19 protein-coding genes are annotated in these 21,596 nt (G+C 72.3%); 6 read left to right on the forward strand and 13 right to left on the reverse strand.

Annotation, left to right across the window (positions count from 1 at the left end):
- Positions 1-46 precede the first annotated feature (46 nt).
- From LUZ64_RS20580 to LUZ64_RS20590, 3 genes are all read right to left on the reverse strand, one after another.
- Positions 47-1,006, reverse strand: a complete 960-nt coding sequence (locus LUZ64_RS20580; protein ID WP_095579599.1) for a helix-turn-helix domain-containing protein — start codon at positions 1,004-1,006, stop codon at positions 47-49.
- A gap of 112 nt (positions 1,007-1,118) precedes the next feature.
- On the reverse strand, positions 1,119-1,580 hold the full coding sequence (locus LUZ64_RS20585) for an ATP-binding protein (RefSeq protein WP_095579598.1): 462 nt from the start codon (positions 1,578-1,580) through the stop codon (positions 1,119-1,121).
- Between the two features lie 301 nt (positions 1,581-1,881).
- Complete coding sequence (locus tag LUZ64_RS20590; protein WP_095579597.1) at positions 1,882-3,135, reverse strand: helix-turn-helix domain-containing protein; 1,254 nt, start codon at positions 3,133-3,135, stop codon at positions 1,882-1,884.
- Positions 3,136-3,407: 272 nt separating this feature from the next.
- Here LUZ64_RS20590 and LUZ64_RS20595 point away from each other — a divergent pair, with 272 nt between their 5' ends.
- Together LUZ64_RS20595 and LUZ64_RS20600 are read left to right on the forward strand one after the other, a co-directional pair.
- Positions 3,408-3,620, forward strand: a complete 213-nt coding sequence (locus tag LUZ64_RS20595) for a hypothetical protein (protein ID WP_095579596.1) — start codon at positions 3,408-3,410, stop codon at positions 3,618-3,620.
- Positions 3,604-4,155, forward strand: coding sequence for a DUF6879 family protein (locus LUZ64_RS20600; protein ID WP_095579595.1), 552 nt, complete (start codon positions 3,604-3,606; stop codon positions 4,153-4,155). Before LUZ64_RS20595 ends, LUZ64_RS20600 begins: the two co-directional genes overlap by 17 nt.
- Positions 4,156-4,207: 52 nt before the next feature.
- On the opposite strand, the gene LUZ64_RS20605 is transcribed toward LUZ64_RS20600, so the two are convergent.
- From LUZ64_RS20605 to LUZ64_RS20620, 4 genes are all read right to left on the reverse strand, one after another.
- Complete coding sequence (locus LUZ64_RS20605; protein ID WP_095579594.1) at positions 4,208-5,392, reverse strand: helix-turn-helix domain-containing protein; 1,185 nt, start codon at positions 5,390-5,392, stop codon at positions 4,208-4,210.
- A 124-nt stretch (positions 5,393-5,516) separates the two neighbouring features.
- Positions 5,517-5,885: a holo-ACP synthase gene (locus tag LUZ64_RS20610; protein WP_095579593.1), complete on the reverse strand. Its 369-nt coding sequence runs from the start codon at positions 5,883-5,885 to the stop codon at positions 5,517-5,519.
- Positions 5,882-7,729, reverse strand: a complete 1,848-nt coding sequence (gene glmS / locus LUZ64_RS20615) for a glutamine--fructose-6-phosphate transaminase (isomerizing) (protein WP_095579592.1) — start codon at positions 7,727-7,729, stop codon at positions 5,882-5,884. Before glmS ends, LUZ64_RS20610 begins: the two co-directional genes overlap by 4 nt.
- 47 nt (positions 7,730-7,776) lie before the next feature.
- A complete protein-coding gene (locus tag LUZ64_RS20620; RefSeq protein WP_143593041.1) occupies positions 7,777-8,127 on the reverse strand; it encodes a hypothetical protein in 351 nt (116 codons plus the stop codon).
- Between the two features lie 202 nt (positions 8,128-8,329).
- Between LUZ64_RS20620 and coaA the strand changes: the two genes are divergently transcribed.
- Positions 8,330-9,325: a type I pantothenate kinase gene (coaA, locus tag LUZ64_RS20625; RefSeq protein ID WP_095579590.1), complete on the forward strand. Its 996-nt coding sequence runs from the start codon at positions 8,330-8,332 to the stop codon at positions 9,323-9,325.
- Positions 9,326-9,478: 153 nt separating this feature from the next.
- Here coaA and glmM read toward each other — a convergent pair whose 3' ends face one another.
- From glmM to LUZ64_RS20645, 4 genes are all read right to left on the reverse strand, one after another.
- A complete protein-coding gene (glmM, locus tag LUZ64_RS20630; protein ID WP_095579589.1) occupies positions 9,479-10,837 on the reverse strand; it encodes a phosphoglucosamine mutase in 1,359 nt (452 codons plus the stop codon).
- Positions 10,838-11,027: 190 nt separating this feature from the next.
- Positions 11,028-11,543, reverse strand: a complete 516-nt coding sequence (rpsI, locus tag LUZ64_RS20635) for a 30S ribosomal protein S9 (RefSeq protein WP_087927587.1) — start codon at positions 11,541-11,543, stop codon at positions 11,028-11,030.
- A 43-nt stretch (positions 11,544-11,586) separates the two neighbouring features.
- The gene (gene rplM, locus LUZ64_RS20640) at positions 11,587-12,033 is read right to left on the reverse strand and encodes a 50S ribosomal protein L13 (RefSeq protein WP_087927586.1); all 447 of its coding nucleotides are present in this window, start codon (positions 12,031-12,033) and stop codon (positions 11,587-11,589) included.
- Positions 12,034-12,439: 406 nt separating this feature from the next.
- Positions 12,440-14,059, reverse strand: a complete 1,620-nt coding sequence (locus tag LUZ64_RS20645; protein ID WP_211304953.1) for an ABC-F family ATP-binding cassette domain-containing protein — start codon at positions 14,057-14,059, stop codon at positions 12,440-12,442.
- Positions 14,060-14,169: 110 nt separating this feature from the next.
- Here LUZ64_RS20645 and LUZ64_RS20650 point away from each other — a divergent pair, with 110 nt between their 5' ends.
- Complete coding sequence (locus LUZ64_RS20650) at positions 14,170-15,054, forward strand: hypothetical protein (protein WP_232390502.1); 885 nt, start codon at positions 14,170-14,172, stop codon at positions 15,052-15,054.
- A gap of 151 nt (positions 15,055-15,205) precedes the next feature.
- On the opposite strand, the gene LUZ64_RS20655 is transcribed toward LUZ64_RS20650, so the two are convergent.
- Positions 15,206-16,015: a hypothetical protein gene (locus tag LUZ64_RS20655; RefSeq protein WP_232390503.1), complete on the reverse strand. Its 810-nt coding sequence runs from the start codon at positions 16,013-16,015 to the stop codon at positions 15,206-15,208.
- Between the two features lie 150 nt (positions 16,016-16,165).
- Between LUZ64_RS20655 and LUZ64_RS20660 the strand changes: the two genes are divergently transcribed.
- On the forward strand, positions 16,166-18,364 hold the full coding sequence (locus LUZ64_RS20660; protein ID WP_232390504.1) for a glycosyltransferase family 4 protein: 2,199 nt from the start codon (positions 16,166-16,168) through the stop codon (positions 18,362-18,364).
- 164 nt (positions 18,365-18,528) lie between these two features.
- The gene (locus LUZ64_RS20665; protein WP_095580684.1) at positions 18,529-20,658 is read left to right on the forward strand and encodes a glycosyltransferase family 4 protein; all 2,130 of its coding nucleotides are present in this window, start codon (positions 18,529-18,531) and stop codon (positions 20,656-20,658) included.
- Positions 20,659-20,719: 61 nt separating this feature from the next.
- Here LUZ64_RS20665 and truA read toward each other — a convergent pair whose 3' ends face one another.
- A complete protein-coding gene (gene truA / locus LUZ64_RS20670; RefSeq protein ID WP_095580682.1) occupies positions 20,720-21,574 on the reverse strand; it encodes a tRNA pseudouridine(38-40) synthase TruA in 855 nt (284 codons plus the stop codon).
- Positions 21,575-21,596: the final 22 nt, after the last annotated feature.

The following is a 21,596-nucleotide window of genomic DNA, read 5'->3' on the forward strand; positions in this document are numbered from 1 at the left end:
AACCCCCCTCCACCTCGCTCCTACCCCCGTCCCTCTCCCCGCCGGATCACCCCTCGGCGCGGCCCCCGACGCCTCCCGCCCGCAGCCCGGCGCTCAGCCACTCCACGGCCGGTGCCATGCCGGGCGTCAGCGGCCAGCCGTTGACGACGGCGACGAGCCGCCAGTACCGCTCGTACCGCGAGTCATTGCCGATCTCCAGCCGTTCCAGCAGCCACTCCCGGAACTCCGGCCCGTCCTCCCGGCCCGACAACTCCGCGCTCCGCCGGACGAGCTCGTCGACGACCGGCCGGGCCTCCTCGCCCGCCGGGTCGATCCCGGCCTCGCGGGCCGCGTCCGTCCGGGCCCGCATGAATTCGGCCAGTTCCCGGGTCTCCTCCGGACCGGGCCGCCCGGCCTCCCTGGCGGCCCGCACCTGGTCCTCGGCGGCCCGTCGCATCCCGGCGCGGAACTCCTCGTCCCGGACGAGCTCGGCCAGCTCGACCCAGGCGGCGACCTGCTCCGGGGCCGGGTCGTCCGGCAGTACCGGGACCGAGCCGCGCATCGTCGTCATGAACGCGTCGTCGACGTCGAGACCTTGGAAGGCGTTGTCGATGAAGTCGTGGATCAGGCGGCGGCGTTCCTGGTCCGAAAGGTTCGCGAGCTTGTGCATGAGTTCCATCTCCTCGGGTGTCGCCCCGCGTCCGGCCACCGTTCTCAGCACGGCCCGGCGCAGCCGCAACGTGCGGATCTGCACCTCCAGCGCCTCGGCGTGCGCCGCGGCGACCTCGGTGACGGTGATCTCGCGCTCCAGCACACGCCGGATGTCCACGAGCCCGACGCCGAGGTCGCGCAGCGTCCTGACGAGGCCGAGGCGGGCGAGCGCCTCTTGGCCGTAGAGCCGGTAGCCCGCGGGGGTGCGGGCGGTCGGCGGCACCACTCCGGCATCGGACCAGAACCGGATGGTCTTGACCGTGAGCCCGGTCAGCCGGGCCAGGTCACCGATGGAATGGAGGGCGTCGTCGTCCATGTCCGCCACCTTGGGGTCTCCCTCAGCTGGAGGGTCAAGCGTAGGCGTTGACGACGGTTCCGAGGCGGCCCGAGCGGGCGTACGAGCCACCCCGCCCGGGCCTCCCCCGCTCTCAGTGCGGGTGCCCGCCGGCCCCCTCCCGCAACTCGAACCACACCCGCTTGCCCACGAGGTCCAGCCCGTCCCACACCCACGTCACCCCGGACGCGTGCGCGAGCCGCCGTACGAGGCCGAGCCCCCGGCCGCCCTCCCCGGCCGTCCGCGGCCCGCGCGGCCACGGCGGCCGCGCGGGATCGTCGTCCCGTACGGCCACGACGACGCTCTCCTCGTTCACGGTCATCTCGACGCTGAGCTCCGGCACCCGCGCGCACCGCACGACGTTCGCGACGGCGTCCGACACGCAGATCCGCGCGTCCTCGATCAGCAGCCGCCGCTCCGCCGCGACGAGGGCGGCGGTGACGAAGTCCCGGGCGAGCCTGGCGGTGGCGGGGCTGGTGGGGGCCACCATCTTGTAGCTCTCCTGCCGGACGGGCACGGCGACGACGCCGGGGCTCGCGCCCACGCTCGCGCTCATCGGGCCTCCCCGTCCACGTACCGCATGTTGATGTCGTGCGCCCCGATCACCAGACGCGGTACGCGTACGCCGTCCGGCGCGGGTGCCGCTCCCCGTTCTGTCCTGAACCCGAAACGGGCTCTCGCCCAGAGGGTGATCCGGCGGCTAAGGTCTCGCATGTCGACGCTCCTTGTAAGCGTGGGCCACGCCCCCGGGCCGTTCACGCGGTCGCGGGGGACTTTGCTGACCTCGCCAGCCTGCCGCCGCCTGGCCACGGGAAGTTGCACCGATCTGTGCAACCTCCCAGCCGTGACTTCCGGGGTCAGACGCCGACCCACTCGGCGAAGTGCGCCAAGGTCCCCCGGCTCTGCCGCTCGCGCTTACGGAGCTGCACGACGGTCTCCCTCACCTGCGGGTGGTAGCGCGTCTGCTGAGGTGCCACGCGCTGGGCGTCCAACAGGCTGCGGAACGCCGCTTCATCCTGCCCCGTCCACAGATGCGAGCGCGCCAGGTCGATGTGCACCTGCCCGGCGCGCATGGCGGGCCACCCCTGGGGAATGCGGAGCGTCCGGCCGACCCGCACCGCCTGGGCATGGTCGTTCTGGTCGGCCAGGGCGGAGATGCGGTGTGCCGCCACGTTGGTCGGGCCGAACACGTACCAGTGCACGCCCCGCTCGCGGAAGCCGATCCGGTCCGGCGTCACGGCCTCGGGAGGGTCGGAGCCCAGCCAGCGAGCCGGTGTCACGTCCCCGGTGCGCCGCGCGAAGCGCTCGGCCTCCTCCAGATGCCCCCGCGCCGCGTCCGCCTCACCGCACCGGACGTCGAGCAGGGCGGCCGCCAGGTTCATCTGACCCATCACCGCGTCCCGTTCCGGCCCTTCGGCGGCGTCCTCCACGTACCGGATCCCCAATGCGTGCAGGCGCTTCCCGGTCGTGAACTCACCCGAGCGCAGGCAGGCGATGGTGTGCATCCACTTCGCCATCGCCGCCAGCGACGGATCCTGGGCGCGCTCGCACGCGTACTCCGCCCGGCCGGCGGCCAGGAGCGAGAGGTCGTGGAACCCGAACTTCGCCGCGACGTTGAACGCCACCCGGTCCAGCCCGCCCAGCAGGGCCCACGCTCGGGGATCGTCGGTGGCGTGGGCCACGGCGATCGCCTCCACCATCAGAGCGGGCAGCTCCGCCGCGGCCTTCCGGAGATCGGTCTCGTGTACGAGCAGGCAGATGCGGTCGCGATCAGCGGCCAGTTGTTCCAGCGGGCGCGGCCGGACACTCGGATCGTGGCCGAGGTTGTGCAGATTCAGGGCCTCCCGGATGGGCTGGATCAACAGATCCAGCTGATCGCGCCGCAACTCGTCGAGGTAGGGCTGCCCCAGCAGGTCGGCGGGCATCACACCCAGGCCGCGCGCGCAAGCGGCGACGAGCTCGGGCGACGCGGGCCGCTGCCCGCACTCCACCTTCGACAGCAGCGACTTGGAGACGTGGGCCCGCATCGCCAGCCCCTGCTGAGTGAGCCCCCGGTCCGCGCGCCGCTCCGCGATCCGCGCGCCGATGTACTTGTCAATCTCGTCGGGCATACTGAGCTCCGTTCTGACTTCGACACTCGGAACGGTACTCCCGGCACACCCGGGAGTGAGGCTAACGGCCCTCGTATTGGGGGCCGTTCGTCTTTGTCGGCGCAACTCGTGCGGCACCGCCCAGAGCCCCGCGGCACGCGACCGCGCGGGCGGAGCGCGTGATCATTTATGCCGGAACAGGAATAGTCCGCAGTGCACGTGGACGCACCACCCGACGCTTCACTAGCGTCGACCGGCGGCGGCCCCACGCGGGGCCGGGACGAGGGGGCACCATGACGCGCCAGGAACTGACCCGGCTCACCGGCAAGTCCGGCGGGCCTCAGTGCGTTGACGACGACTACCCCAACGTGTACCGCCATGAAGGCAGGAGCAGCATCGTCGTCCAAGGCGACGTCTACCGTGGCTTCGCCGCACCGGACGGCGAAGCCCTCGTGGAGATCCCGGAATCGGTACTGAAGGAGGCGGTCCGTGCACTTGGATGGTGAGGAGTGGCGGAAGGCCTTCGACGCCTTCCAGGCGGACGCGTGGCGATTCGAGGCGCAGCCGACCTACGCCATGCCCCGGGAGGCGGAGAGCCTGGCCGCCTTCCTCCGGGGCGAGCCGATGCCCCCGGGGCACAACGCCCGCTGGCACGAGCGGGTTCGCGGCTACGTGGCGTCCGGGCGCCGCGTCGGCCGGGTGCGTGTCGTCCGGCGGCCGCTCACCGCCTACCAGCGGTACCAGTTCGCCTGGGGCATCCCCGGCAACATCCGGGCCGGGGAGGACATCCGCGTCCTGGACGTCACCCACGACGACTACGGCCTGCCGCTGACCACCACCGACTGGTGGATGTTCGACGACTCCCGTGTGGTGCACCTGAACTTCCGTCCCGACGGGACCCAGGTCAGCCGCGAGGCCGTCAGCGGCGACGCCTCGCCGTACCGGGAGTGGAAACGCAGGGCGCAGGCCGAGTCCGTACCGTTCGCCGAGTACGTGAAGACGGCGGGTGACATTCGTGCACACAGGGTGCCGACACAGTGAGGCCGGAACTATCAGAGGTGACTGATAGCCCCGGCCACTACCTGACTCGCAGTTACACGCCCAGCCAAGACCCGTAGTTGCTGAAGGTGTCAGGCATGCGCCGCTTCGCCGATTCCAGACCGGCATAGGTCTCCCGCACCATGGGGTGGTACCGGGTCTGCTGAGGGGCCAGCTTCCGGGCCTGCTGCAAACTCTTGAAGGCCGCGTCCGTCCGCCCGATCCACATCTGGGAGCGCGCCACCTCGGCGCAGTGATGCGCCCGCCGGGACGGCGGCCAGAAGTCGGGGACCGCCGCGCCCTCGGCCGCCCGCACCGCTTCCGGGTACCGGTCGAGCTCGGCGAGAACGCTCACCCGGTGCACGGAGACGTTGGTGGGCCCGAACGACAGCCAGTGGACCTTCTCCGCCGGCCCCGTACGGTCAGCGATCCGGCGAGCCTCGTCCAGGTGGCCGTTGGCGGCGTCCTCGTCCTTGTCCCGGCCCGCCAGCACGGCGGCACCCAGGTGGAGCTGACCCGTGACGACATCACGCACACGGCCGGCTTCCGCCTGCTCCAGCGTGGACAGCCCCAGGCGCACCAGACGCTTACCGGTCCGGTAGTCACTGGCCCGCAAGTAGGCCAGAGCCCGCAGGTACTGCCGCATCCCCACCAGCACCGGATCCGAGGCCCGCCGCGCGGCCCAGTCCAGGCGGTCCAGCGCGACCGTGCACAGGTCGAGGAAGCCGAGCTTCGTGGTCACATCGTAAGCCGTGCGGTACGCACTGGCGAGAACGCGCCAACTGCGCTCCTTGCCATCGAGGTGCGCCGCGGTGGTGGCTTCGTGGATCAGGCCGGGGAGCTCCGCGGCGGCCTGCTTGATGCTCGTCACCCGGACCAGCGCGCACAACTCCTCGGCGTGCGCCTCCAGCTCCTCCACGGAACGGGGGGCGACGTCCGGGTCGGCTCCCAGGTCGTAGACGTTCAGCGCCTCGCGGATCGGCTGGATCAGCCCGTCCAACTGGTCCGCCCGCAGCTCGTCCAGATAGGGCTGCCCGGTCAGCTCCGTGACCGGCACCGAGAGCGCCCGGGCCAAGGCCCCGATGACCGACGGACTCGCGGGCAGGGCACCCTGCTCGACCTTGGTCAGCGTGCTGTAGGAGACATGGGACAGGTCGGCCAGCTCGCGCTGGGTCAGGCGCCGGACCTTACGCGATCGCGCGATGCGCGCGCCGGTGTGCTCACCGCTGTGCGGGGGCATGGGGTGCTCCGTTCTCCCGTGACAACTGCACGGTACCCGCAAGAAGTTGCGCCGGAACGGTGAACGTCCCTCGCCCGAAGGGCCGTTCGCCGTCCGAAAACCACCGCGCTGCGCGCGGCGCACGCTACTTCTCCGCGATCACCACAGCGGAAGCGACCCCCGCGTCATGGCTCAGCGACACATGCCACGACGTCACCCCCAGCGCCTCCGCCCGGGCCGCCACCGTCCCCGTCACCACCAGCCGCGGCTGCCCGCTGCTCTCCGTCGTGACCTCGGCGTCCGTCCAGAGCAAATTGCCGGGGGCGCCCAGGGCCTTGGCCACGGCCTCTTTCGCGGCGAAGCGGGCGGCGAGGGAGGCGATGCCGCGGCGTTCGCCGCTCGGGAGGTAGAGCTCGCGTTCGAGGAAGAGGCGTTCGGCCATGGCGGGGGTGCGGCGGAGGGCCGCGTCGAAGCGGTCGATCTCGGCCACGTCGATGCCGACTCCTACGATCATTCGACCGTCACCGACTTCGCGAGGTTGCGCGGCTGGTCGACCTCGTTGCCGCGGGCCGTGGCCAGCTCGCAGGCGAAGACCTGCAACGGCACGGTGGCGACCAGCGGCTGGAGCAGGACGGGCGTGGCCGGGATCTCGATGAGGTGGTCGGCGTAGGGGTGGACCGACTCGTCGCCGCGCTCGGCGATGACGATCGTACGGGCGCCCCGGGCGCGGATCTCCTGGATGTTGGAGACGATCTTGTCGTGGAGGACGGAGCGGCCCCGGGGGGACGGGACGACCACGACCACCGGCACATCGTGCTCGATGAGCGCGATCGGGCCGTGCTTGAGCTCGCCCGCCGCGAAGCCCTCGGCGTGCATGTACGCCAGCTCCTTGAGCTTGAGGGCGCCTTCCAGGGCCACGGGGTAGCCGACGTGCCGGCCGAGGAAGAGGACGGTGTTCTTGTCGGCCAGGGAGCGGGCCAGCTCGCGCACCGGCTCCATGGTCTCCAGGACCTCCTCCACCTGCGTGGCGATCTCCGAGAGCTCGCGGATCACCGAGACGATCTCGTCGCCCCACTTGGTGCCGCGCACCTGGCCCAGGTACAGGGCCACCAGGTAGCAGGCCACCAGCTGGGTGAGGAACGCCTTCGTGGAGGCCACGGCGACCTCGGGGCCGGCGTGCGTGTACAGGACCGCGTCCGACTCCCGAGGGATCGTCGAGCCGTTGGTGTTGCAGATCGCCAGGACCTTCGCGCCCTGCTCGCGGGCGTGCCGCAGGGCCATCAGGGTGTCCATGGTCTCGCCGGACTGGCTGATGGCGATCACCAGCGTCCGCTGGTCCAGGATCGGGTCCCGGTACCGGAACTCGCTCGCCAGCTCCGTCTCGCACGGAATGCGGGTCCAGTGCTCGATCGCGTACTTGGCGATCATTCCGGCGTGGTACGCCGTGCCGCACGCCACGATGACGACCTTGTCGACCTCGCGCAGCACGGACGCGGGGATCCGCACCTCGTCCAGCGACAGCGCGCCCGTCGCGTCGATGCGGCCGAGGAGGGTGTCGGCGACGGCCTTCGGCTGCTCGGCGATCTCCTTGAGCATGAAGTAGTCGTAGCCGCCCTTCTCGGCGGCCGAGGCGTCCCAGTCCACGTGGTACGCGCGGACGTCCGCGGGCGCGCCGTCGAAGTCCGTGACCGTGACGCCGTCCCGGCGGGCCTCGACGACCTGGTCCTGGCCCAGCTCGATCGCCTCCCGGGTGTGGGCGATGAAGGCGGCCACGTCGGAGGCGAGGAAGGCCTCGCCGTCCCCGACGCCGACGACCAGGGGTGAGTTGCGGCGGGCGCCGACGACCACGTCCGGCTCGTCCGCGTGCACCGCGACCAGCGTGAACGCGCCCTCCAGGCGGCGGCACACCTGCCGCATGGACTCGGCGAGGTCACCGCAGGAGGAGAAGGACTCCGCCAGCAGGTGGGCGACGACCTCCGTGTCGGTCTCCGACCCCAGGGCGTGGCCCCGCTCCGCCAGCTCCGCGCGCAGCTCCGCGAAGTTCTCGATGATCCCGTTGTGGACGACCGCGACCCGGCCCGCGTTGTCGAGGTGCGGGTGGGCGTTGGCGTCGGTGGGGCCGCCGTGGGTGGCCCAGCGGGTGTGGCCGATGCCCGTGGGGCCGGAGGGCAGCGGCCGGTCCGAGAGCTCCTTCTCCAGGTTGGCGAGCTTGCCCGCCTTCTTCGCCGAGGCGAGCCCGCCGTCGGCCAGGACCGCCACCCCGGCCGAGTCATAGCCGCGGTACTCCAGGCGCCGCAGCCCTGCCAATACGACGTCGAGGGCGCACTGCCCTCCCACATAGCCAACGATTCCGCACATGCGCAGCAGCGTACGGCTCAGGCCCCGCCCGAGGTGCCACCAATGGCTCAACGGCCCCGTTCGATGCGGTCGATGGCCTCCTGGACCAGCTCCAGGTACTCGACCTCCTCGCAGCGCGGCTTGCTGCCCAGCTCGTAGCGGTCCAGGCAGTCGTGCAGATCCTGGCCCAGGTCCTCGTCCGGCAGCTCGGCGCTCAGTTCGCCGCACACCTGCGCGGCGAACGTGTCCCGGGTCCCGGGCCCGGCGCCCGCCGCCCCGCCCGGGCGTACGCGGCGGCGCGGGCGCGGGCGGCCGCGGCCGTCCCCGCAGCCCGGCAGGGCGGCGCGCTCGCGCGCGTCGCGGCGATCACGGCATACGAGCCTGCGCACGGCGGCCCGCAGGGAAAGGATGACCAACACGGCGTCCCCAGCATGGTGCGGCGGTCAGGAGGCAGGGACGCTAGTACTGACCGGCCAGTAGGTACAGGGATCTCGTGGAACTTCACCTTCTGGAGCCCCTTGCGGCACTACTGGAACCACGCGAGTCACACAAACCACACAAGAACACCCTCACCCAGCACCCGGAAGTGAGCACCGAGCGTCACCCGCGCACAATGGGCCCGTGCCGACCACCACAGAGCAGCCGCAGCACCGCCGCCGCGCCGACTCGTCCCCGTACGTGGACCTGACCCGCGCGGAGTGGAGCGCGCTGCGCGAGAACACGCCGCTGCCGCTGACCGCCGACGAGGTCGAGCGGCTGCGCGGGCTCGGCGACGTCATCGACCTCGACGAGGTCCGTGACGTCTATCTGCCGCTGTCCCGCCTGCTCAATCTCTACGTCGGCGCGACCAGTCAGCTGCGCGGCACGCTGAACACCTTCCTCGGGGAGGCCGGCGACCGCGGCCACGGCTCCCAGCCGGGGACCCCCTTCGTCATAGGCGTCGCGGGCAGCGTCGCGGTCGGCAAGTCGACCACGGCCCGCCTCCTCCAGGCGCTGCTGGCCCGCTGGCCGGAGCACCCGCGCGTGGAGCTCGTGACCACGGACGGCTTCCTGCTGCCCAACGCCGAGCTGCACCGCCGCGGCCTGATGTCGCGGAAGGGCTTTCCCGAGTCCTACGACCGGCGCGCCCTGACCCGCTTCGTCGCGGACGTGAAGGCGGGCCGGGACGAGGTCTCGGCGCCCGTCTACTCCCACCTGATCTACGACATCGTGCCCGGCGAGCGGCTGACCGTGCACCGCCCGGACATCCTGATCATCGAGGGCCTGAACGTCCTCCAGCCGGCCCTGCCGGGCACGGACGGCCGCACCCGCGTCGGGCTCGCCGACTTCTTCGACTTCAGCGTGTACGTGGACGCGCGCGCCGAGGACATCGAGCGCTGGTACTACGAGCGCTTCAAGAAGCTCCGGAAGACCGCCTTCCAGGATCCCGACTCGTACTTCCGCAAGTACACCCAGGTCTCCGAGGAGGAGGCCCTGGACTACGCGCGCCGGAACTGGCGGACCATCAACAAGCCCAACCTGCTGGAGAACGTGGCGCCCACGCGCGGCCGCTCGAATCTGATCCTGCGCAAGGGCCCCGACCACAAGGTGCAGCGGCTCTCCCTGCGCAAGCTCTGACGGCCGAGGGCGGACGAGAGCGGACGAGAGCGGCCGATGCCGGACGAGGGCACCCGAGAGGGCACCCAGGGGCGCGTACGCACGCGCGCCGCCCGGCCCGGAAGCGGTTCCGGGCGGGCGGCGCGTGCGTAGGGGTCCGGGGCGGGCCCGGGACTAGCCCAGGGCGGACTTCACGACGTCGGCGAGGCGCTGCGCGACCGTGCGCGCCTGCTCGATGTCGGCGGCCTCCACCATGACGCGGACGAGCGGCTCGGTGCCGGAGGAGCGCAGCAGCACCCGGCCGGTGGAGCCCAGCTCGCGCTCGGCGGTCTCGACGGCCTCGGTCAGCTCGGGCGAGGACTTCACCCGGGTCTTGTCGACGTCGCGGACGTTGATCAGGACCTGCGGCAGCCGCTCCATGACGCCGGCCAGGTCGGCCAGGGACCGGCCGGTGGCGGAGACCCGGGCGGCCAGCATCAGGCCGGTCAGGGTGCCGTCGCCGGTGGTGGCGTGGTCGAGGACGATGACGTGGCCGGACTGCTCGCCGCCGAGGGCGTAGCCGTGGGCCTTCATCTCCTCCAGGACGTAGCGGTCGCCGACCGCGGTCTGGACGAAGTCGACGCCCTCGCGCTCCATGGCCAGCTTGAAGCCCAGGTTGGACATCACGGTGGCGACGACGGTGTTCTTGCGCAGCGAGCCCGCCTCGCGCATGGCGAGGGCCAGGACGGCCAGGATCTGGTCGCCGTCGACCTCGTTGCCCTTGGCGTCCACGGCCAGGCAGCGGTCGGCGTCACCGTCGTGGGCGACGCCGAGGTCCGCGCCGTGCTCGACGACGGCGTGCCGCAGCTTCTCCAGGTGGGTGGAGCCGCACTCGTGGTTGATGTTGAGGCCGTCGGGCTCGGTGCCGATGGTGACGACCTCGGCGCCGGCCCGCGCGAAGGCCTCCGGGGAGACCCGGGCGGCCGCGCCGTGGGCGCCGTCGATGACGACCTTGAGGCCGTCGAGGCGGTTGGGGAGGACGCCGATCAGGTGGGCGACGTAGTTGTCGAAGCCCTGGTCGTAGTCGCGGACACGGCCGACGCCGGCGCCCGTGGGGCGGTCCCAGGGCTCGCCGGAGGCGTGGGAGCGGTAGGTCTGCTCGATCCGGTCCTCCAGCTCGTCGGCGAGCTTGTGACCGCCGCGGGCGAAGAACTTGACACCGTTGTCCGGCATGGCGTTGTGGCTGGCGGAGAGCATCACGCCGAGGTCCGCGCCGAGCGCACCGGTGAGGTACGCGACGGCCGGCGTGGGCAGCACGCCCACCCGCAGGACGTCGACGCCGGCGCTGGCGAGACCGGCCACGACGGCGGCCTCCAGGAACTCCCCGGACGCGCGCGGATCTCGTCCGACGACGGCCACGGGGCGGTGGCCCTCGAACGTACCCGCCTCGGCGAGCACATGCGCCGCGGCGACCGACAGGCCGAGCGCGAGCTCAGCCGTCAGATCGGCGTTCGCGACGCCGCGCACACCGTCCGTACCGAAGAGTCGTCCCACTGGTGTCCTCCGAAAAACGCGGTACGGGTCCCACGAGCGGGCCCCCGCACATCAAGGTGTCGAGTCCGGGACCGGAGCGTTGCAGCCGGATACATCCAGGTATACGCCCCGTGCCGCCGATAGCCGAACGCCCCGGCGGGCACGGAGTGTGCCGCCGGGGCGTTCGAGCAATAGCAGCGAAGCCGCTTGTTTAGCGCTTGCTGTACTGCGGGGCCTTGCGGGCCTTCTTGAGACCGGCCTTCTTGCGCTCGACCGCACGGTCGTCGCGCGAGAGGAAGCCGGCCTTCTTCAGCGGGCCGCGGTTGTTGTCCACGTCCGCCTCGTTCAGGGCGCGGGCCACACCGAGGCGCAGGGCGCCGGCCTGGCCGGACACGCCGCCACCCGCGATGCGGGCGATGACGTCGTAGCGGTCGTCGAGCTCGAGCACCTTGAAGGGCTCGTTGACTTCCTGCTGGTGCACCTTGTTGGGGAAGTAGTCCTCAAGGGTGCGACCGTTGATCTTCCACTTGCCGGAGCCCGGAACGATCCGGACACGGGCGATGGCGTTCTTGCGACGACCCAGGCCGGCGGCCGGCTGGGGGTCACCGAAACGGGAAGCGAGCGACTCGGAGGTGTACTCCGACTCGACGACCTCGGTCTCGGTGGTGTACTCCTCGACGCCAGCCTCGTCGTCGATGACGGGGGTCTCGGCGGTGGTCTCAGCCACGATTCTCCTCAGATGCTTTCTGTCTGGTCGGCGGTGGCCGGGACTAGCCCTGCTTGACCTGGGTGATCTCGAACGGGACCGGCTGCTGGGCGGCGTGCGGGTGCTCGCTGCCCGAGTAGACCTTCAGCTTCGAGAGCATCTGACGGCCGAGGGAGTTCTTGGGAACCATGCCCTTGATGGCCTTCTCGACAGCCTTCTCGGGGCTCTTGTCGAGCAGCTCGTCGTAACGAACCGCACGGAGACCACCCGGGAAGCCGGAGTGGCGGTAGGCCAGCTTCTGGGTCTTCTTGTTGCCGGACAGGTGAACCTTGTCGGCGTTGATGATGATGACGAAGTCACCCATGTCCATGTGCGGGGCATACACGGGCTTGTGCTTGCCACGCAGGAGGTTGGCGGCCTGAGAGGCCAGACGGCCCAGGACGACGTCCTGCGCGTCAATGATGTGCCACTGGCGCTGGACATCGCCGGGCTTGGGGCTGAACGTACGCACGGTCGTAGCCTTCGCTTCTTCGAGTGGGGTCTCCCCAAGCCCGCTAAGGCTGAGGGGACGGGTCCTGACACGGTCCTCCGGACGGACAGACCACCCTGGCGACGGCCCGGGGACGCAACCCGAACACGTGCCGGCGGAATGTCGACCGACGGACAAGCGTAAGGGCCCCTCGCGTGAGAACGACTAGCCAATACGCATAACGAACTCGTAGAGTACCGGCCGCGTGCGGGCTGGGTCAAAACATGGTCCCACTAGTCGCCGCGTACGGCATGTCCGCCGCCGGGCGCACCGCCCTGACCTGCGGGGTCGGGATTCCTGATCTTCCCCGAGGAGTTTTCCGATCTCCTTCCGGCCTCCCCGGGCCTGCGCCGGGGCGCCTGCGAGAGACACCCCGGCGCGCGAGCCCCTACCGCTTACGGGCCACCCGTCCCTCGTCCCACACCGGCTCCGGGACCTCCCGCACCAGCCCGTCCGCGCCGAACACCACGAACCGGTCGAAGGACCTCGCGAACCAGCGGTCGTGCGTGACGGCCAGCACAGTGCCCTCGTACGCCTCCAGCCCCTCCTGGAGCGCTTCCGCGCTCTCCAGGTCGAGGTTGTCCGTCGGCTCGTCCAGCAGCAGGGCCGTGGTGCCGGCCAGCTCCAGGAGCAGGATCTGGAAGCGCGCCTGCTGGCCGCCCGACAATTTCTCGAAGCGCTGGTCGCCCTGCCTCTCCAGCTCGTACCGGCGCAGCACGGACATGGCGGCGCCCCGGTCCTTCGCGTGCTCCGTCCACAGGATGTCGACGAGCGTGCGGCCCAGCAGCTCGGGGTGGGCGTGGGTCTGCGCGAAGTGACCGGCCACGACCCGCGCGCCCAGCTTCCACCCGCCCGTGTGCGCGACGCCGTCACCGGCGAGCAGCCGCAGGAAGTGCGACTTCCCCGAGCCGTTCGAGCCGAGGACCGCGACCCGCTCGCCGTAGAAGACCTCCAGGTCGAACGGCTTCATCAGACCCGTGAGCTCCAGGCCCTCACAGGTCACGGCGCGCACGCCCGTGCGCCCGCCGCGCAGCCGCATCCGGATGTCCTGCTCGCGCGGCGGCTCCGGCGGCGGCCCGGCCTCCTCGAACTTCTTCAGCCGGGTCTGGGCCGCGGCGTAGCGGGAGGCCATCTCGTGGCTGACCGCGGCGGCCTGCCGGAGGTTGATCACCAGCTTCTTCAGCTGGGCGTGCTTCTCGTCCCAGCGGCGGCGCAGCTCCTCGAAGCGGGCGAAGCGCTCCTTACGGGCCTCGTGGTACGTGGCGAAGCCGCCGCCGTGCACCCAGACGTCGCTGCCCGCCGGGCCCGGCTCGACGCTGATGATCTTCTCGGCGGAGCGGGCCAGCAGCTCGCGGTCGTGAGAGACGAAGAGGACCGTCTTCTTCGTCTCGCGCAGCTTCTCCTCCAGCCAGCGCTTGCCGGGGACGTCCAGATAGTTGTCCGGCTCGTCGAGCAGCAGCACCTCGTCCGTGCCGCGCAGCAGCGACTCCAGGACCAGCCGCTTCTGCTCACCGCCGGAGAGGGTGCGGACCTGGCGCCACTGCGCCTTGTCGTAGGGGACGCCGAGCGCGGCCGTCGTGCAGATGTCCCAGACGGTCTCCGCCTCGTACCCCCGCGCCTCGGCCCAGTCGGAGAGCGCCTGGGCGTACGCCATCTGCGCGGCCTCGTCGTCCCTCTCCATGATCGCGGCCTCGGCCTCGTCGACCGCCTTCGCGGCTTCCCGGATGCGCGGCTGGGCCACGGAGACCAGCAGGTCACGCACCGTACGGTCATCCCGCACGGACCCCACGAACTGCGGCATCACACCGAGGCCGCCCGTGACCGACACGGAGCCGCCGTGCGGCTGGAGCTCACCGGAGATCAGCCGCAGCAGGGTGGTCTTGCCCGCGCCGTTCGCGCCGACGAGGGCCACCGCGGTGCCCTCCCCGACCCGGAACGAGACGTCGCCGAGCAGCACCCTCCCGTCGGGCAGGTAGTACTCCAGATGTGCCGCGTCCACGTGTCCCATGGGAGGGATTGTCGCCGCCGTCCTGGCCGCCGACCAACCCGATTACGATGCACGCCATGAGTTTTGGGCAGGGAGGGCCGCAGGGGGCCCCGGGGGATCCCCATCAGCCGATGCCGCAGCAGCAGTGGGGCCCGCCCCCGCCGCCGCAGCCGCCCGCCCCCTGGGGGCCCGGCGTCCCCGGCGCGGCGACCGGCGCGCCGCAGACGCCCGACTGGGCCGCGCTGGCGGACGACACCGCGAACCGGGGCCGCCGCCGCAAGCTGCTCTTCCTGGGCGGCGGCGTGCTGGCCGCGGGCGCGGTCGCGGCGATCGTGGTGACGGCCGTGGCCGCCTCGGGCGGCGACGGCGGGAAGAAGGCCGCCGGCCCGACCGCCCCGCCCTCCCCCGAGCCGTCCTTCTCCCAGGTCGCGCCGCCGCCCCCGCCCAACCCGGACGAGTTCATAGCCAGCGCCGACAAGGACAAGGCGACGCTGAGCACGAAGACGCTCTTCCCGCACTCCAGGCCGGTCCTCGACAAGCGCAAGTACAAGCGCGTGGACACGGCCACCACGACGGACTGCGCCTCGGCCACCCAGGGCGGCCTCGGCTCCGTCCTTACGGACAACGGCTGCCGCAAGGTGCTGCGCGCGACGTACGTGAGGGACGGCGTCGCGGTGACGGTCGGCGTCGCCGTCTTCGACACCAAGGCCGCGGCGGACAAGGCGAAGGAGCAGTCGACGGGGAACATCACCTCCCTGTCGGACGACGACACCCCCGCCTTCTGCCGCTCGACGGCCTGCCGCCTCACGGCGAACGCGGAGGGGCGCTACGCGTACTTCACGGTCGCGGGCTACACGAACGGCAAGGCCGTCGGCGAGGACGACAAGGCGGCGCTGACGGCGGGACGGGACGTGGCGGGGTACACCTTCCGCCGCATCCGGCTCCGCGCGGACCAGCAGGCGAAGGCATCGGTGGCGTCCCCGAGCGCGACCCCGGGCAAGCAGAAGCAGGCGTAGGGCGGACTGGTTTCAGCCCGTCCGGCGTTTGAGGACACCGCGCGTCAGCGCGGAAAAGGGGGCCCGGGGGCTTGCCCCCGCCACGCGGCGGAGCCGCACATCGATGCAGCGGGAAGGGGCGGGTAGGGGACAGCCCCCGGCAGGGCACCCCCTACCCCACGCTGTCCCCCGCCTCGCCCACCTCCCCCGGCCCCCCGGAAGACGGCGGCGGCGGCACCGTAGGCGCCTTCCGCTCCGCGCCCTCCACCTTCGCCACCTGCGCCCGCACCAGCTCCGGCGGGATCTCCACGCCCTCCGGGTCCGACAGGCTCGTCGCGAAGAACATCGCCAGCGTGCTGCCGGACCGCACCACCGTGATCAGGCTCGGGGCCCGCTCCGCCGCGTTCTCCAGGCGGTACGCCACCGCCTCGTCGCCCAGCTCCGGCGCCGGCAGCGTCCGCACCGACGCGAACTCCTGCGGCTCGCCCTCGCCCGTGCGCATCCCGAAGCCGTCGGCACACGCCTCCGCCGCCGACCGCAGGCCCCTGAGCGTCGCGGCCGCGCCGTCACGCCCGTACGTCGAGACCCGGATCATGCCCATCAGGCCCTCGAAGTCCAGGCCCTCCCCCGCCTTGGCGAAGGTGTTCACCACGGACGCCGCCGGCTCGGGCCGCGGCTGCGAGCCCAGCACGTCGACCAGCGGGCGGCACGGCGCCCGGTCCGTGCCCGGCCGGCCGCCGCCGGCCGCGCTCTCGCCCGCCTTCTCGATCTGGAAGCCGGGCACCTCGCGCGCCCCGAGCTCGACGTGCTTCAGCTGGGCCGGGCTGAGCACCCGCACGGCGTCGCGCGCGTCCTTGCCCTCGCCCCGGGCCCCGCCCGCGCGCCCGGACCCGCCGGATCCGTCCGCCGGGCCGTCACCGCCACTGCACCCGGCGGTCAGCCCGAGGGCCACGACCGCGGAGACCGCCACCATCGCCTTCACGCTCCCACCCTCCCAGCGCCCTCGGGGTCCGTCCGCTCGCCACGCCCGGAACCACGGTTACCCTCTGAACGACTGTCCGATACAGCCGGTGGTAACCGGCAGGGAGGGGGCCGGCGTGGCGTTCATCGAGCTCCGCCCGTCCGCACGCTCATGAAGATCGCGCTTCTCGTCCACCACTCCTACGGCGCCGGCGGCACCGTCCGCGCCACCACCGACCTGGCGAACGCGCTGTCCACCCGGCACGACGTGGAGCTCGTCTCCGTCTACCGAGGCGCGGACACCCCGAAGCTGCCCCCGCACCGCCGGGTCCGGCTGGTCCCCCTGATCGACGTCCGCGAGGACGCGCCGGGCTCCGAGAACGACAACGAGCTCCAGCACCAGCCCAGCGCCGTGCTGGCCGGCGCCGAGGGCTCGACCCGGATGTTCACCCGCCTCGCCGACCTCCGGGTCACCCAGTACCTCCAGGCCACCGACGCGGACGTGGTGATCGCCACCCGCCCCGGCCTGATCGGCTACCTCGCCCGCGCCGCCGCCGACCGCGGGCCGGGCCCGGACGACCGGGGCCCCGCCTTCCTGCGCCTGGCCCACGACCACCTGACCTACGACGCCCACGACCCCGAGGTCCGCGCCGCGCGCGACGCCGCCATAGCCCGGCTCGACGGCTTCCTCACGGTCACCGAGCAGGACGCCACCGCCTACCGCGCCCGGCTGCCGAGGCCGCCCCGCCTCGTGCGCTGCCTGCCCAATGTCGTCCCCGCCCCCGCCGTCGAGCCGTCCGACGGCACCTCCCGGATCGTCGTCGCCGTCGGCCGCCTCGTCCCGGCGAAACGGTTCGACCTGCTGATACGCGCCTTCGCCAGGATGTCCGCGGAGCGCCCCGGCTGGTCCCTGCGGATCTACGGGCGCGGCCCCGACCGCGCCCGGCTGCGCGCCCTCGTCGAAGAGCTCGGCCTCAGCGACCGCGCCTTCCTCATGGGCCCGCACCCCACCACCGAGACCGAGTGGGCCAAGGCCGCCATCGGCGTCTCCGCCTCCGACGCCGAGTCCTTCGGCCTCACCATCGTCGACGCCATGCACTGCGGCGTCCCCGTGATCTCCACCGACTGCCCCGTCGGCCCCCGAGAACTGATCACCCACGGCGTCGACGGCGTCCTCGTACCCGTCGGCGACGAGGAAACCCTCGCCACCGCCCTCGCCGAGCTCGCCGACGACCCCGCCCGCCGCGCCGACCTCGGCACCGCCGCCCGCGCCACCGCCCGGAGCTATACCCCCGACCGCGTCACCGAGCGCTTCGAACGGATCGTGCAGGAGCTCCGCCCCGAGCTGCTGCCCCCGCCGCCCGCGCCCCGGCCCACCACCGACGCCAAGGCCGCGCCCCCGCCCGCGCTCGCCCTGCGCCGCACCGCCGCCCGCATCGTCCGCCCCCTCCGCCGCAAGCCCGAACCCCCGGCACCGGCCCCCGCGCCGGCCCCCGCCGCCCCCGCGCCGCTCAAACCGCTGCGCCCCCGGGCCGCCGCCCGCGCCACCCCCGACGGCGGACTCGCCGTCCGGCTGCCCCGCGCCGGGCTCGCGGGCGACCACCTGACCCTGGTGGCACAGCTGCGCGGCACCGACGGCACCGCGCCCGGGGAACGCGTCGAGCTGCCCCTCCACCGCCCCGCGTCCGGCAAGGGCCCGTACACCGCCGGCCTCGACCGCGCCGCCACCCCGCTCGCCGAGGGCCGCTGGGACTTCTACGTCGAACGCGCGGACGACCACACCCGCGCCCGCGTCCGCAGCACCCTCGTCGAACAGGCCAGGCTGCTGAACCTGACCCTGGCCGCCGACGCCTCGCGGGTCACCGCCTGGGTCCCCTACACGACCGCCGCCGGCTCCCTCACGCTCCGCACCTGGCACCGGCCCGCCCACGCCGAGCTCGACGCGATCCACGTCGGCGCGGACTCCCTCACCGTCGCCGCCACCCTCCACGGCGCGGCCGGCCCGCTCCCCGCGCACGCCCCCGTCACGCTCGTCGCCGTGTCGCCCCTGGACAGCGCCTACGACATCGAGCTGCCGGCCGCCGTCCAGGACGCCCACCGGGTCCGCGCCGCCCTGCCCTACCCGCTCCTCCTGGGCCGCCGCGGCACCGCCCGCGACATCTGGCCGCTGCGCCTGCGCCTCGCCCCCGGCGGCCCGCTCGTCCCGCTCGGCCGCCTCGCGGGCGACAGCGTGGACCGCAAGCGCACCGACGTGCACCCCGCCCGTACCCTGGAGCACGCGATCCGCGGTCCCGTGGCCGTACGACCGGTGTTCGATCCCGAGAACGATCTGACCCTTGACGTACGGGATGTGACTCAAGCCACAATGTAGGCTTCGCAGGCAACCGAATCCCCTCCCAAGGGTCTTAACTGCCGGATCGGACCGCACTCGATGTAGACAAGTCCCTGTGGTTCTCCCAGAGGGGACGACCCGGACACCCAGGCCCAGGGGGAAGGACGGACGCGACGCCCGAGACGCGCCGCGCAGACACCGCCATGAAGATCTCTTTCCTTTTGCAGAACGCCTACGGCATCGGCGGCACGATCCGCTCCACGTTCAACGTCGCCGGCGCCCTCGCCGCGCGGCACGACGTGGAGATCGTGTCGATCCACCGCACCGGCGGCACGCCCAAGCTCCCCCTGGACCGCAAGGTCAGGCTGGTCCATCTGATCGACCAGCGCGCCGACACCGGCGCCGACCGGGACAACCCCCTGCTCCAGCAGGACAGCGCGCACATCCCGCCGGTCGAGGCCAAGGGCGCCCACTTCAGCGCCCTCACCGACAAGCGCGTCGCGGAGCACCTCGCCCGCACCGACGCCGACGTCGTGATCGCCACCCGCCCCGGCCTCGTGATGTACCTCGCCGAGTTCGGCCAGGACCGCTATCTGCGGATCGGCCAGGAGCACCGGATCTACGGCACCCACGAGCCGAACATCCGCGCCGCCCAGGACCTCGCGATCCCGCACCTGGACGCCCACACCGCCGTCTCCGACGCCGACGCCGCGACCCACCGCGAGCACTTCCCCGGCATCAAGACCAAGCTGATCGCCCTGCCGAACGGCGTCCCGGCCTCCGAGGTCGAGCCCTCCGACGGCAGCGCCAAGCTGGTCGTCGCCGCCGGCCGCCTCATCCCCGTCAAGCGCTACGACCTGCTCGTCAAGGCGTGGGCCACCGTGGCCGCCACCCGCCCCGACTGGAAGCTGCGCATCTACGGCCGCGGCCCCCAGCAGGCCAAGCTCCGCGAGCAGATCGACCAGCTCGGCCTCAACGACCACATCACCCTCATGGGCGCCCACTCCCCCATCGAGACCGAGTGGGCCAAGGGCTCCATCGCCGCCGTGACCTCCCGCGAGGAGTCCTTCGGCATGACGATCGTGGAGGCCATGAACTGCGGCGTCCCCGTCGTCGCCACCGACTGCCCGCACGGCCCCGGCGAGATCATCAGCGACGGCCACGACGGCCTCCTGGTCACCAACCTCGACAGCGACGCCATCGCCAAGGGCCTCCTCAAGCTCATCGAGGACGACGAACTGCGGCGCGACATGGGCCGCGCCGCCCTCGTCTCCGCCGAGCGCTACCACCCGGACGCCATCGCCCGCCGCTACGAGGAGCTCATCGCGAGCCTCGGCGGCGACACCGACGCCACCGCCAAGGCCGCCAAGCCGGGTGCGAGCGGCACCACCGCCGACGCCGAGCCCAAGCCCGCGCCCGTACCGCTGTCGAAGATGCTCCGCCGCACCGCCGGCAAGATCCTCCGGCCGCTCCGCCGCGGCGTCGCCAAGCCGGCCACCCCGCCGGTCAAGGCCGCCCTCAAGGAGATCGTCCGCAAGCCGCTGCGCTGCACCGCCTCCTGCCGCGTCGACGCCGACGGCAACATCGTCGTCTCCGTCGACCGCAAGGGCCTGTCCGGCGACAAGCTCTCCCTGACGGTCACCCGCCGCAAGGAGGGCAAGCCCGTCGCGGTGCCCCTCAAGGCACCGGCCGGCACCAAGGGCCCCTGGACCGCCGTCCTCGACCGCCGCGAGCTCAAGCTCGGCGAGGGCCGCTGGGACCTCCACGTCGTCCGGGGCGAGGACGGCGCCCGCCGCCGCGTCGTCTCGCACCTCGCCGAGGGCCGCGGCCTGGTCGAGCTGGAGCCCCTGACCGGAGCCCCCTTCACCTGGTGGGTGCCCTACCCGACCGTCGACGGCTTCCTCGCCCTGCGCGCCTGGCACCGCACGGCGCACGCCGAGGCCCGCGCCGTGCGCCAGGACAAGACGACCCTCACGGTCGAAGGCACCCTGCACGGCACGGAGTTCACCTCCGACAGCAACCCCGTCGCCGTCGGCACGCCCCGGGTGGACACCGCCGAGAAGATCACCGCCGAGGTCACCGTCGTCGACGAGTCGAGCTTCACGGTCACCCTGCCGTACGACAAGATCCGCGCCGCCCGCAGCGTCGGCGACGAGGCCACCATCTGGGACCTGGCCCTGCGCCTGACCCCGGACGGCGAGCCCATCAAGATCGCCCGCCTGATCGGCGACATCGTCGACCGCAACAAGACGGACCTCTATCCGACGGTCGACGGCGTGAAGCCGTACTTCACGGTCAACAGCGACCTGGCGGTCAGCGTCCCGGCGTCCTGACGACCGGAGAAAACGAGAACCGGGCGGGCCGCCGTACGCGGCCCGCCCGGTTCCCTCTTCCCTAGCAGCAGCCGGAGCCCGGCAGCGTCCTGCGGTTGCGCGCCTCGCGGTTCCGCGCGGCGAGCTCGGAGTCCGCCGGATACCCGACCTCCTCCAGCGTCAGCCCGTGCGGCCGCACCACGTGCACCGCCGAGTCCCGCACGCCCGCGGCCAGCACCTTGCCCGGCCAGTCCACCGGCCGGTGCCCGTCGCCGACGAACAGCAGCGCGCCCACCAGCGAACGCACCATGTTGTGGCAGAACGCGTCCGCGCGCACGGTCGCGGTGATGACACCCGACGCGTCCCGCTCCCAACTCAGCTGCTGGAGCGTGCGGATGGTCGTCGCACCCTCGCGCCTCTTGCAGTACGCGGCGAAGTCGTGCTCCCCAAGGAGCGCCCGCGAGGCGGAGTTCATCGCCTCGACGTCCAACGGCCAGTCGTGCCACAGGACATGACCACGCAGCAGCGGGTCCACGCCGCCCACATGATCGGTGACCCGGTAGGCGTACCGGCGCCAGATCGCCGAGAAGCGCGCGTTGAAACCGGCCGGCGCCTCGGCGACCTTCCACACCCGCACATCGTGGGACAGCCGGCCGGCCAGCCGGCGCAGCAGCTTCTCCTCGTGCTCGGCCCACACCTCGGCCGGCAGGTCGACGTGCGCGACCTGGCCCCGGGCGTGCACCCCGGAGTCCGTACGGCCGGCGACCGTCAGCTCATAGGTCTCGGACGACCGCGTCACCGTGCGGAGGGCCGACTCGATCTCGCCCTGCACGGTGCGCAGGCCCGAGCGCTGCTTGGCCCAGCCGGAGAAGTCCTTACCGTCGTACGACAGATCCAGCCGCACCCGCACAAAGCCGGGCTCAACTTCGTCACTCACCGCGTTCCTCTTTCAAGAAAAT

The organism is Streptomyces albireticuli (assembly GCF_021228125.1).
Classification (GTDB): Bacteria; Actinomycetota; Actinomycetes; order Streptomycetales; family Streptomycetaceae; genus Streptomyces; species Streptomyces albireticuli.

Excerpts from the sequence above, each read along its gene's own strand:
- glmS (WP_095579592.1), bottom strand. The coding sequence starts at position 7,729 with ATGTGCGGAATCGTTGGCTATGTGGGAGGGCAGTGCGCCCTCGACGTC.
- LUZ64_RS20595 (WP_095579596.1), top strand. The coding sequence starts at position 3,408 with ATGACGCGCCAGGAACTGACCCGGCTCACCGGCAAGTCCGGCGGGCCT.
- LUZ64_RS20610 (WP_095579593.1), bottom strand. The coding sequence starts at position 5,885 with ATGATCGTAGGAGTCGGCATCGACGTGGCCGAGATCGACCGCTTCGAC.
- LUZ64_RS20645 (WP_211304953.1), bottom strand. The coding sequence starts at position 14,059 with ATGGGACACGTGGACGCGGCACATCTGGAGTACTACCTGCCCGACGGG.
- LUZ64_RS20605 (WP_095579594.1), bottom strand. The coding sequence starts at position 5,392 with ATGCCCCCGCACAGCGGTGAGCACACCGGCGCGCGCATCGCGCGATCG.
- LUZ64_RS20665 (WP_095580684.1), top strand. The coding sequence starts at position 18,529 with ATGAAGATCTCTTTCCTTTTGCAGAACGCCTACGGCATCGGCGGCACG.
- LUZ64_RS20590 (WP_095579597.1), bottom strand. The coding sequence starts at position 3,135 with ATGCCCGACGAGATTGACAAGTACATCGGCGCGCGGATCGCGGAGCGG.
- LUZ64_RS20650 (WP_232390502.1), top strand. The coding sequence starts at position 14,170 with ATGCCGCAGCAGCAGTGGGGCCCGCCCCCGCCGCCGCAGCCGCCCGCC.
- LUZ64_RS20585 (WP_095579598.1), bottom strand. The coding sequence starts at position 1,580 with ATGAGCGCGAGCGTGGGCGCGAGCCCCGGCGTCGTCGCCGTGCCCGTC.
- LUZ64_RS20660 (WP_232390504.1), top strand. The coding sequence starts at position 16,166 with ATGAAGATCGCGCTTCTCGTCCACCACTCCTACGGCGCCGGCGGCACC.
- LUZ64_RS20580 (WP_095579599.1), bottom strand. The coding sequence starts at position 1,006 with ATGGACGACGACGCCCTCCATTCCATCGGTGACCTGGCCCGGCTGACC.